The organism is Endozoicomonas sp. ALC013, assembly GCF_049310205.1.
GTDB lineage: Bacteria > Pseudomonadota > Gammaproteobacteria > Pseudomonadales > Endozoicomonadaceae > Endozoicomonas.
This window is the reverse complement of sequence record NZ_JBLYNS010000014.1, coordinates 1-11,722: the sequence shown is the minus strand read 5'-3', so window position 1 is coordinate 11,722 and position 11,722 is coordinate 1. Positions and strand designations below refer to the sequence as shown.

Here is an 11,722-nt window from a genome sequence, read left to right as displayed (position 1 = left end):
TCCCTGTTATCTGCAATTTAATCACGAACCCAACCCCCATGACTGAAATGACCAATCCTGTTTTACCCGGCAGCTTTCCTGATCCGTCCATTTGTCGCGTCGGTGATGATTTCTATATGGTTAACTCCTCGTTCGAGTATTTTCCGGGGCTGCCCATTCACCACAGCCGTGACCTGGTCAACTGGGAACTGATTGGTCACGCCCTGGATCGACCGGAACAGTGTCAGGGGCCGGTGTTTCTGACCGATGTACAGTCCGATGGCGGTATTCATGCGCCGACTATTCGATATAAAGACGGTGTCTTTTATCTGATAACCACTAATGTCTATATACCACTGGAGGCACCAGCAGATTTCAATCCCTGTGTGAATTTTATTCTGACAGCGACAAATCCTGCTGGTCCCTGGTCTGAGCCTAAGGTGATCAGCGGCGCACCGGGCATCGACCCCGATATTTTTTTCGACGATGACGGCAGGGTGTGGTACGTGGGAACCCATAGCCCAAGTGATCCAGCCTACCCCAGTGAAGGTGAAATCTGGTTGCAGGAGCTTGACCTGGACAATACCGCCCTGATTGGTGAGCGTTACTTTCTATGGCGGGGCACCGGCGGAGACTGGGTGGAAGGCCCTCATATGTATAAATACAATGGTCGCTACTATTTAATGACAGCAGAAGGGGGAACGGGGTTTTACCATGCCGTGACGGTTGCCTGCAGTGACGCTATTACCGGACCGTATAGAAGTAATCCAAGAAACCCGATATTAACCTCACGTCACCTGACCCACAATTACTGGGTAAACAGCACCGGCCACGGTGACCTGGTTGAGCTGGCTGATGGCCGTTGGTATATGGTCTGCCTGGGGATTCGTAATGACATTGCCAGCCGTTCCAACATGGGCAGAGAAACCCATCTGCTTCCTGTGGTTTGGGAAGCAGAAAACCCGGACAACCGGGATATGCTCTGGCCAGTGTGCGCTCCCGATACCGGCAAAGTGGAAAAACACCTGCCGTTACCGTTTCCGGGATCAAGTCAGCCTGGTAATGGTAACTTTTATGATGATTTTTCTGGCCAGACTCTGAAAAAAGAGTGGAGTTTTCGGCGACTGCCAGAAGCCAGTCACTTTCAGATTCTGCCAGAACAACAGCGCTTGAGAATCTGGCCGAGGCAACCTGTCCGGGAGCGTAGCCAATCCACCGTTATTGGCTTTCGACAATCACACAGCTATTTCAATTATCAGGCCACCCTGCATATACCGGATACTATGGGCAGTAGTGAGATTGGTATAGGTATATTGCAAAAAGACAACCATCATCTGTTACTGGGTGTCTCGCAAAATGATAATGGTCTTGGTTTAATCGTCAAACTCAATGATGTGGTGCTTGCATCAGCGACCATTGCTGACAAAACAACAGCGTTGGAATTATTCGTTCATTGTGCTGAAAACGGGTACGACTGTGGTTATATAACCAATGGACAAAAAGTACCAGTGATAAACAGCATCCCGATTGATTCGATGTTATCCAGATACTACACAGGTGCGTTTTGCTGTCTTTATGGCGTCAATCCAGAGGGTACATCTGAAGTATTTGCAGACTTCTCAGATGTTAAATTCCTGAATTAGCCAGTTGCGCTGCTTGCGGCCACCATCATGATGTGGTGTGACTATCGAATGGAATCCGTTAGAAAGTCTGATGTGGTCGGTTCGCATGCGTACCCGTAGTGCACAAAAGTCGAATCGTACTTCTTACCCCAACCGCTATGCACTATGAAACCCTGATATCATGGTGCATGGCGGCCGGTTGGGGTGTTGACTCCTTCAGGAGCCGATCCCTGAGGAGAGTCCTTTACACAGATTTTCTATTCAACATGTTTTTAATTAAGTCAATTCTTTATAAAAGTCTGTAATCGTTTACATGACCGGCGTGCTTTTCTGTTTGTTCCTGAAAACTAATAATACACGCCGTTTTTTCTGATCACGCTATGTAGAGCTTCACACGCTATGGATACACCGTCTGCCACCCAGACCTATTGCCCCTTTCCCGGAAAAACCTTCCCACAGGGTGCCACTTTGGTTAATGCCGATCTTGTGGCAGTACCGGGTAATCAGGCGACAGGGGTTAACTTTTCTGTGTACGCCCCGCGAGCAGAACAACTGTTTTTATCGTTATTTGATGCACGGGGGAATGAAGAACAACTGAAAATGTTTCCTTCCGCTGAGGGCATCTGGCACCTTTATATTGAAGGTATTCTCGAAGGTCAGCACTATGGATTCCGGGCAGACGGTTACTGGTCACCCAATACCACGCCGCGCTTTAACAAGAACAAACTGCTGATGGATCCCTATGCCCGGGAAATCAGTGGCGATGTGCAATGGTGCCAGGACATTTTTGACTATATTTCAGACGACAATGATCAATGGCTATTCAACGAGCAGGACAGCGCCACCAAAATGCCCCGCAGTGTTGTGCGTGATGCCACCTTTGACTGGCAAGGCGTAACCCATCCACACACTCCGGACCAGCAGAGCATTTATTACGAAACCCACCTCAAGGGATTCACCAAAACCCACCCGGATATTCCGGAGGATATTCGTGGTACCTATCTGGGCATGTGCCACCCCATTACCATTGAATATCTGAAAAACCTTGGCATTACTGCCGTTGAACTGCTGCCGGTTACCTACAGTACCAGTGAAGAGCGACTCACTCACCTTGGGTTATCCAATTACTGGGGTTACAACCCGCTGTGCATGATGGCACCGCACACACCTTATGCCATTTCCGACCCGGTGATTGAAATGAAAACCATGGTACGGGAGCTGCACCGCGCCGGCATTGAAGTGATTATGGATGTGGTGTTCAACCATACCTGCGAAGGTGGCCATGGTGGTCCATTCCTGAGCATGCGTGGTCTGGCTGAAACCGACTACTACCATATGAACAAACACGACGGTGGCATTTCCTCGGAGAATTACAGTGGTTGCGGCAACACCATCAACTTCGACAGCCACCAGACTCTGCGCCTGACTATGGACGCACTGCGTCACTGGGTAGTGGAGTATCAGATCGACGGTTTCCGTTTTGACCTGGCCCCCACCATGGCCCGCCAGCACCGTAATTACAGTAAAGATGCGCCTTTCTTTTATGCCGTGAGCCAGGACCCGATTCTGAGCCAGGTAAAAATGATTGCCGAGCCCTGGGATATTGGGCCGGACGGTTATCATATGACCGACTTCCCCTCTGACTGGCAGTCCTGGAATGACCGTTACCGTGATACTTGCCGGAAGTTCTGGAAAGGCAGCAAAGGGGTACAAACTGAAATGGCCTGGCGTTTTTCCGGTTCAGAAGACCTGTTCAGTGAACAAAGTTATCTTGCCACCGTCAACTATATCTGCAGTCACGATGGCTTTAACTTGATGGATCTGGTTTCTTACAATCAGCGCCATAACCTTGCCAATGGTGAGGACGGGCGGGATGGTGACGAGCACAATTACTCCTGGAATCACGGTGAAGAAGGCGTCACTGACAACCCGGACATCAATAAAGCCCGCCTGCGCAGCCGGAAGAATCTGGTGGGCATGTTAATGCTGGCCAAAGGCTCACCCATGCTGTTAGCTGGCGATGAGTTCAGCAACTCTCAGGATGGTAATAATAATGCCTATTGTCAGGACTCCCCCATCGCCTGGCTGCACTGGGACTGGCTGCACAACACCGACTCTGACGGTGCACAAATGCACGATTTTACCCGACAAATGATGCATTTTCGTCGCAATGAACCACTGTTGACCAATGGTCTGGGCCACATAGAATACCAGTTACATTCCCCGAAGGGTGACGTCGTTGACCCTCTTTATTTCAGTGAGCGCCACTGTTACACCCTGACGGTTAAAATTCATGACCCGAATGATGCTGAAAAAGGTGCTATCTGGGTCATCCTGAACGCTGGCAAACATGTAGGCAGAGTATTGATTCCTGAAACCGGTCAATTCAAACACCGGACGGTTGTGGTGAATACTGACAAAGAGTCTTCTTTTATTCACGAACCGTCTGTTGATCAGTGCAGCTATGAAGTTCAGCCGCACAGCCTGATCATGCTTAAAGAGATGAATTAACAGGCAGGTCGGCCACTCCGAAGATGGGTTGCCGACCGGTTAATCTACACAATTACTCCGCACAGCGGGAAACCATCACCTGATCAATCTCACCACTGTCTTTGAACGTTAAGCTCCATACATAGCGTCCCGCCTCCGGTATCATCACCGAGGTATCGGTACCATACCCACCGTTTTTCCCGGCAGTTGCCTGCCCCGGCTTTTGTGACAGATCAGCAGCCGTGTATTGCGGGCTCCAGCTGGCTGTGGCGTACTGGAAGCGATAGCTGCCTTTGCGCTCATTGGTGACGGTTTGATACACGCCGTTGCCTTTATACTGAAAAGCCCGGGCTGGCTTGTGTATCCAGTTAGAGTCCGGAAAGCTGCCCACTACAAACAGAGTATCTTGTGCCGGGCCTGCTTCATTCACTGTTGGGTTGTCGCACTGGGCCAAAAAACCTTCGCCGGTCATCGAGCTGGCATCTCGTTTGTTGACCTTTGGTCCGGCTGCAACAGGCCTGGCAATGCGCAGGAATCGTGATTCAAAGCCTTTCATGCGAATGGAATATTCATTGTTTTTCGGGAAAAACACCTCTCCCGTGAGCAGATCCACCAGCCTCCCTTCGGAACCGGCTTCTGCCGTTGTCAAAGTGACCATTTGGAAAGCGCTGTCGGTGCTGACCATATAAAGCAGGGCATCATCGCCACTTTGCTTGTGATCGACGTAGACCTCTTTCTCTGCACGGATGTTAATGCGTTCACCTTCAGACAACGCCGGGTGTTTATCCCGCAACGTCATCAATGACGATACATAGGCTTTAAGATCACGCTGCTGTGCATTCAACTCAGCGGTTAACCCATCAATTTTGGCACTGGTACGTCCCGAGTGGTCATCACACACACCACGAATGGAGCAGTTATTATCCGGCTGCTTTTCAGAAAAGTCTGGCGTTTCATCACCAATTTCATCGCCGTAATACAAGGTGATGGGGCCCGTGTAGGCTGCCATAAATGACAGGGCCGCTTTATGCCGCAACCAGTATTGTGCATCGTCCGGATTGGCAATGCCGCCACGCTGCAGAAGGTCACCAAAGCGCACTACATCGTGATTACCCAGCATCAGGTTAGGTTGCGCATGGTTCGGATAGAGTGAGTGCAGGCTCATGCCTTCATCCAGCCAGTCTCCGCCTTTACCACCCATACCGTTTTCATTCACTGCAAAGGTTTCCACCAGGCGATAACGCATGGGGAAGTCAAATGCAGAACACAACGCCGGATTCTCCCCGGTACCGTAGCCGACCCTCTGAATGGTGTTTTCTTCTTTCCAGATCTCCGCCACCATATAGCCCAATGGATTGACAGTTTCACCCTTGTGGTTCTGGTAAGTCACTGACTGAGAAGCTTCATCCACGGCTTTGCGAATTTCTGTCCAGGCTTCGGTGGGCACCTGATAGGCCTGATCCAGACGCCAGCCGTCTATTTTCAGTTCCCTCACCCACCAGGTTGCTACCTCCCGGTAAAATGGCAGGCTCTCGGGATAGTCAACAGGATTGTGACTGCCAGATGGCAGCAAACCAGATGGCGATGGCACGACACCGGACTGCTTATGATGGCCGAATACACCATCAAAAAATACATACAGCCCTTTGGCATGGGCTCTTTCCACCAGTTCTTTTGCCTGCTCCAGGGTCCCGAAGCGTGGGTCAATGGCAAAATAATCCGTCGCAAAATAGCCAGTGGCATCCAGCCGGTCATCCCAGTGTGATTGGCCTGCAACGGGTTCCGAGTTGAAGACTGGTGTCATCCAGATGGCATTCATACCCAGTGACTGGATGTAGTCCAGCGAATCAATTATACCCTGCAAATCCCCCTGGTGATGACTGGTACCGTAGCCGGTGCCGTGACCGGTTCCCTTTTCTCCATCCACAAAGCTTTCGACCATAATCTGATAAATTCTCAGATCGTTGGCTTTTGCCCGGGTGCTGGCGCTGCAGTCATAAGCCGGTGTCAGGCTGGTGCTGGCCTTAGACGCTGTATCAGGTGACTGACTGGCACAGCCAGTCACCAGCAAGGCAGAAAGCGCAGAGATGGCCACAGCCAATGCTTTTGGCTTCGTCATTGGGTCCTCCGATTGGTCACATTACATTGCTGAAAAGAGGATGGGAAAGAGATGCAAAATATTAGTGGCTGTTTCCCCAAAGTTGTATAACGACACAGGTCATGCGCCGCCCGCCATTATCGCTTTGAGTAGCTTCAATGCATTGATTTAAAGCATTTTTATTTTCTATTCAAAATAGTTGTAATCGTTTTCAGAGGTTTACAACAATGCGCAAAAGGTGAAATTAATTTACTTGACGCCTGTTTTTCACTTTGACACATTGATGTTTACTTATTAAATAACAACACATGGTTGGTGGTGTGCAATCCTATCTTTTAAAACATTTCAATCAGCACAAAGACTGAAAGCGTTTACAAAACAACAAACCATCTTTTTCCATTACACTAGGATTCTTTTGCAAAGCCGCTGAAACAGATCATCAGCGAAAAAGCCAACCTGATAGCACAACAAGAGTGATACGCATCACATGGATCAGAAAGCATTTACCACAGAGCTTGAAAAAAACCTGCGTCGTGAACTGGGCACTACCCCGAAGCAAGCCACACATCGCGACTGGTGGCAGGCCCTCTCTCTGGTACTCCGTGACATTAATCTGGACCAGCTTCAGGAAAGTAGCCTGGGCGTCACCAAAGAGACAAAGCCGCAACGTCATGTCTGCTACCTCTCCATGGAATTTCTGATGGGACGCCTGCTGGGTGACGCCCTGATGAACCTTGGACTTTACGAAACCGCAGCCACCCTGCTGCAATCCCACGGCGTACGCATTTCTGATGTTCTGGATCAGGAGCGGGACATGTCCCTGGGCAACGGTGGTCTGGGTCGTCTGGCCGCCTGTTTTATGGATTCTCTGGCCAACCAGCATATTCCAGCCACCGGGTACGGCATCAACTACCGCTATGGTCTGTTTCGTCAGATTTTTGTGGATGGTTACCAGAAAGAGAAGCCGGATGTCTGGCGTGAATTTGGCAGCCCGTGGGAAACCTGTCGTCCATCCGAGACCGTGGAGATTGGCCTGTTCGGTCATATGGAAATGGACAACGATGGCAATAACCACTGGGTGCCTGGCAAGAAGCTTTTCGGTGTGCCCTGGGACATCACCATTCCATCCTTTGGCGGAAACTATGTAAACCGCCTCCGTCTCTGGGAAAGCCTGGTGGGTGCCTATCCTATTGATCTGGATAAATACAACCAGGGTGAATATCTGGAAGCCTGCCGTAACCTGGTGGATGGTGATACCATTTCCGGTGTCTTGTACCCTGAAGACTCAACGCCTCAGGGTAAAGATCTGCGACTGATCCAGCAGTACTTCTTCACGGCCTGCTCCCTCAAAGACATTATCCGCCAGCATAAGCAGCGTGGCCTGCCATTAAGCAGTCTGGCAAAACACTACGCACTGCAATTGAACGACACCCACCCGGCTATTGCCATTCCGGAATTGATGCGCCTGCTGATGGATGAAGAAGGCATGGTCTGGAATCAGGCCTGGGCCATCACTCAGGAAATGTGCCACTACACCAATCACACCCTGTTGCCAGAAGCCCTGGAGAAATGGTCTGCCTCCCTGCTGGACCGTGTGCTTCCAAGACACTTGCAGATCATTGAAATGATCAACTACGTCTTCCTGAACGGAGAGGCTAAAGAACAATGGGGCGACAATGTAGAGATCATCAAGAAAGTCAGCATCTTCGAAGAGCTGGACAACGGTGATCGCATGATCCGCATGGCTAACCTGTCGGTGATTGGCAGTCACCGGGTCAATGGTGTTGCCGCGCTGCACAGTGGTCTGGTTAAAGCCAATCTGTTCCCCGAGTTTGACGCCCTGTATCCCGGCAAGCTGGTCAACGTCACCAACGGTGTTACCCCAAGACGCTGGCTGGCTCACTGTAACCCGGGCCTGGCACGACTGCTGGATCGAAATATCGGCAAAGAGTGGCGTACTGACCTGGACCAGCTGGAAAAACTGACACCACTGTCGGAATCTCCCGATTTTCTCGATGCCTTTGCCAATGTCCGTTTCAAAAACAAGGAGCGACTGGCGCGGTTGATTGAAAAAGAGTGCAAGGTCAATGTTAACCCCAATGCGTTGTTCGATGTTCAGATTAAGCGACTGCACGAGTACAAGCGTCAGCAGTTAAACCTGTTGCACATCATCAGCCTGTACCACGAAATGCTCGATAACCCGGATGCCGAACATACCCCACGGGTATTTATTTTTGGCGCTAAAGCTGCACCAGGTTATGTAATGGCCAAACAGATTATTCTGGCCATCAACAAGGTCGCCCAGGTTATTAACAACGATCGTCGTTTGGATGACCGCCTGAAAGTGGTATTCCTGCCGGATTATCGCGTCACCCTGGCGGAACAGATCATTCCTGCCGCCGATCTTTCCGAGCAGATCTCCACTGCCGGTTTTGAAGCCTCCGGTACCGGCAATATGAAGCTGGGCCTGAATGGTGCACTGACCATTGGGACACTGGACGGAGCCAACGTGGAAATTGCCGAAGCGGTGGGCGATGAGAACATCTTTATCTTCGGAAAAACCGTCGATGAGATTGCCGAACTGCAGCAGCAGGGTTACAACCCATACCCTTATTATGAGAGTAATCCGGTACTGAAGCGGGCCATTGACGCCCTGATGAATGGTTCCTTCTGCCAGCACAAGCCCGACCTGCTGAAACCCGTTGCGGAAGATCTGATGCATCGTGACCAGTTTATGGCTCTGGCTGACTTTGACAGCTATCGTGAAGCTCAGCAGAAAGTGTCCGACACTTTCCGTAAGCCAAGGCTCTGGTGGCGCAAAGCAGTGCTGAATACCGCACGACTGGGTCGATTCTCTTCGGACCGGTCTATTGCTGACTATGCTGAGAAGGTTTGGAATAGTAAATAATCAGGTGGTTTTGGCAGCTTACTGAGCGTGAGCTGCCGCTAATTATTCTTGTTAATCTGTTCCTAAACCACTGACTTTCTGTGCTTCAACGTGAGGAGTACTGAATCAAATATCAGGCACTGTCTGCCTTACCCAACCCAACAGTTCAACGATGTTGGTATAGACTCCCGGGTAACCCGGCTCAGCGCAGCCGTAGCCCCAACTTACGACACCCAGCTGGTACCAGGTACCCTGGTGGTTATAAACCATGGGACCACCACTATCGCCCTGACAGGAGTCTTTGCCTCCTTCATCAAAACCAGCACACAGCATATTTTTGGTAATCGCTCCGTCATAATGTTGCCCGGAGTTGCAAAGCTCTCTCTCCACATAGGGCACCTGAACCACATGTAGCGTGTCTGGTTGTCCCTTCTCATACCCCAGGGTTCCCCAGCCCATCACCTCAAATACTGAACCTTTATTAATGTCTGCAAAGTGTTCTTCAGAAATCAGACGAACAGGTTCAATACCCTCAACGTCCTGCTCTAATTCAATAATGGCAATATCGCTATCGATGGTTTCTTCGTTATAGTCTGGATGTATATAAAGCCTTGCCACCCGGTAGAAACGGCCAGCACCCGGCTCACTGAGTTTATGCCCCCCCAACCAGACGGAAATAAATTCGGCATAATCCTGAATGTCTTCGACGCAATGGGCAGCCGTCAGGACATACTTGCCACCAATGTAGGCCCCGCCACAAAAATGCACCTCTCTCAATACTCTTAATGACGCCATATAAGGACGGGAAAATGGAGAAAGCTCATCACCACCAACAATTTTTATTCCTGAATAGTTACTCGTCTTTTCAGGATGCGCACTGACGCTTACAGCAAATACTAAAACTAATTGACTTAATGCCAACACGGCCATCTGCAGGAGTTTTTTCACTATTGAAGTCCCTTTCAATGTTAAAATCACAAAGAGGTCATGGATATTACAGTTGTGTTTTCTGTCGTTTAACAAGACGGTTTAATGCACCCAGAGAGTGTAAGTGTGCATAGGTCCACGCCAGCCAACCGGAATCAAACCAGCTTTTCACTTTTTCTTCGGGAATGGAATTCAGTTTTTTCTCATCAATAACTAATAACCCTTCGAGCCTTAGGGGCTTATCCTTCTCCAAGAGAATTTGGAGATTGAACGGAGATAACAGATCAAGCGCTTTTAATTCATGACAATAATCAAGGGTATTCTTATACTGCTGATCATAGTTATTAAGAAATTGAATAATGTTATTCAGGGTTTCTGTATTTTCACCGTCATCACTGAAAAGTGCTTCACCTTCTTCACCAGCAAACTGACTGGCTTTCTGATCAAAGCAAACAGAGCCTTCATCGGTCAGGGCGAAAGGATAACGGCGGATAAAAGCAGGAATATAGCTGTCACTCCAGCTGCCCGCCTCACCCAGGTGCTTATGCCCTGCATCCATCAGCGAAAGCAGGGCAAGGGGGAAAAAGTTGCCCTGCTCATCCTTACTGAAGAGCACTGGCATATCACGGCTGGCTTCAAAAAACTCGATACCGGTCAGTGGTACAGAGTTTACCTCTTCGGTGAAAGAGTAGTCGTCAGATGCCTTGAACTTAAGGGTCTTATGCACTTCCCGGTTGAGAAATGTCGGCTCATTGTAAAACAGTAATGTTGCCATAATCAGGGGCCGCCTCTCTTGTTTTGTCTGGATATAAAACCACTTCTAAAAATAGTTATTTTGACATTTTTAAGCTGACCTGAGCTTAAAATTTTTACATAGCACATTAAAGGTATCAACGAATAAAATGTTATATGATTGTGAAGAGTAAGCGATTGCTGCAGAAGAATGATGACAATGAATAAAAACCACTCATTTTCAGGCTTCATTCCTGACTTAATAGTCAGTAATAACAACCATATCTTTGATTTATTTTTTCTCAGGAATTAAACGGAGTCCCCACCAATGTCCACTGAAACCCTGCAACTCAATGATACGCTCTATCAATATATTTATAACGTTGGTCTGCGTGAGCACCCGGCATTAAAAGAGCTCAGAGAATTGACCAGCCACCATCCCTACCGAATGATGCAAATCTCTGCCGAGCAAGGGCAGCTTATGGCCATGCTGGCCAAACTATCCAATGCCCGCAGAACCATCGAAATTGGTGTTTTCACCGGTTACAGTGCGCTCTCTGTTGCCCTGGCACTGCCCGATGATGGGGAGCTGATTGCCTGTGATATCAGCAGTGAGTATACCGACATAGCCAAACCCTTCTGGGAAAAAGCCGGTGTCTCTGAGCGGATCAAACTTCACCTGGCTCCGGCGTCTGAAACCCTGAATCAACTGATCAGAAATGGTGAACTGAATCAGTTTGATATGGCTTTTATTGATGCGGATAAAACGGGGTATGACGTTTATTACGAACAATGCCTGCAGCTTATTCGCCCTGGTGGGCTGATTCTTATCGATAACGTGCTGTGGAGCGGGAGAGTAGCAGATGCAGAAGCAAGTGATGATGACACTGCTGCCCTGAAAGCATTAAACCGGAAAATTCACGACGATGATCGTGTGGATATGATGATATTGCCTGTTTCCGATGGGCTTACCATTGCCATCAAGCG

The 11,722-nt window shown here is 49.3% G+C and carries 7 protein-coding genes; 4 read left to right on the top strand and 3 right to left on the bottom strand.

All coding sequences use genetic code 11. From position 1 onward, the window contains the following. Positions 1-38: 38 nt before the first annotated feature. A complete protein-coding gene (locus ACO6V1_RS04910; protein WP_422466042.1) occupies positions 39-1,622 on the top strand; it encodes a family 43 glycosylhydrolase in 1,584 nt (527 codons plus the stop codon). Positions 1,623-2,000: 378 nt separating this feature from the next. Beyond that, positions 2,001-4,112, top strand: a complete 2,112-nt coding sequence (glgX, locus tag ACO6V1_RS04905; RefSeq protein WP_422466040.1) for a glycogen debranching protein GlgX — start codon at positions 2,001-2,003, stop codon at positions 4,110-4,112. A 52-nt stretch (positions 4,113-4,164) separates the two neighbouring features. On the opposite strand, the gene ACO6V1_RS04900 is transcribed toward glgX, so the two are convergent. Beyond that, positions 4,165-6,210 carry an alpha-amylase family glycosyl hydrolase gene (locus ACO6V1_RS04900; RefSeq protein ID WP_422466038.1) on the bottom strand — a complete coding sequence of 682 codons (2,046 nt, stop codon included), beginning with the start codon at positions 6,208-6,210 and terminating at the stop codon, positions 4,165-4,167. 466 nt (positions 6,211-6,676) lie between these two features. On the opposite strand from ACO6V1_RS04900, the gene ACO6V1_RS04895 reads away from it, so the two are divergent. Continuing rightward, positions 6,677-9,097 (top strand): glycogen/starch/alpha-glucan phosphorylase, encoded by a 2,421-nt coding sequence (locus ACO6V1_RS04895; RefSeq protein ID WP_422447570.1) that lies wholly within the window; start codon positions 6,677-6,679, stop codon positions 9,095-9,097. A gap of 105 nt (positions 9,098-9,202) precedes the next feature. Here the strand turns inward: ACO6V1_RS04895 and ACO6V1_RS04890 are convergent, their stop codons facing one another. Together ACO6V1_RS04890 and ACO6V1_RS04885 are read right to left on the bottom strand one after the other, a co-directional pair. After that, complete coding sequence (locus ACO6V1_RS04890; RefSeq protein WP_422447572.1) at positions 9,203-10,024, bottom strand: serine protease; 822 nt, start codon at positions 10,022-10,024, stop codon at positions 9,203-9,205. A gap of 46 nt (positions 10,025-10,070) precedes the next feature. Then, entirely contained in the window at positions 10,071-10,778 is a 708-nt protein-coding gene (locus ACO6V1_RS04885; protein WP_422447574.1) for a SapC family protein, read from the bottom strand. Positions 10,779-11,063: 285 nt separating this feature from the next. Here ACO6V1_RS04885 and ACO6V1_RS04880 point away from each other — a divergent pair. Beyond that, positions 11,064-11,722: class I SAM-dependent methyltransferase (locus ACO6V1_RS04880; RefSeq protein ID WP_422447576.1), on the top strand; the 659-nt coding region annotated here is incomplete at its 3' end.

What these genes read in the sequence shown, in the direction of transcription:
- glgX (WP_422466040.1), top strand. Translation starts at nt 2,001, where the DNA reads ATGGATACACCGTCTGCCACCCAGACCTATTGCCCCTTTCCCGGAAAA.
- ACO6V1_RS04895 (WP_422447570.1), top strand. Translation starts at nt 6,677, where the DNA reads ATGGATCAGAAAGCATTTACCACAGAGCTTGAAAAAAACCTGCGTCGT.
- ACO6V1_RS04910 (WP_422466042.1), top strand. Translation starts at nt 39, where the DNA reads ATGACTGAAATGACCAATCCTGTTTTACCCGGCAGCTTTCCTGATCCG.
- ACO6V1_RS04885 (WP_422447574.1), bottom strand. Translation starts at nt 10,778, where the DNA reads ATGGCAACATTACTGTTTTACAATGAGCCGACATTTCTCAACCGGGAA.
- ACO6V1_RS04900 (WP_422466038.1), bottom strand. Translation starts at nt 6,210, where the DNA reads ATGACGAAGCCAAAAGCATTGGCTGTGGCCATCTCTGCGCTTTCTGCC.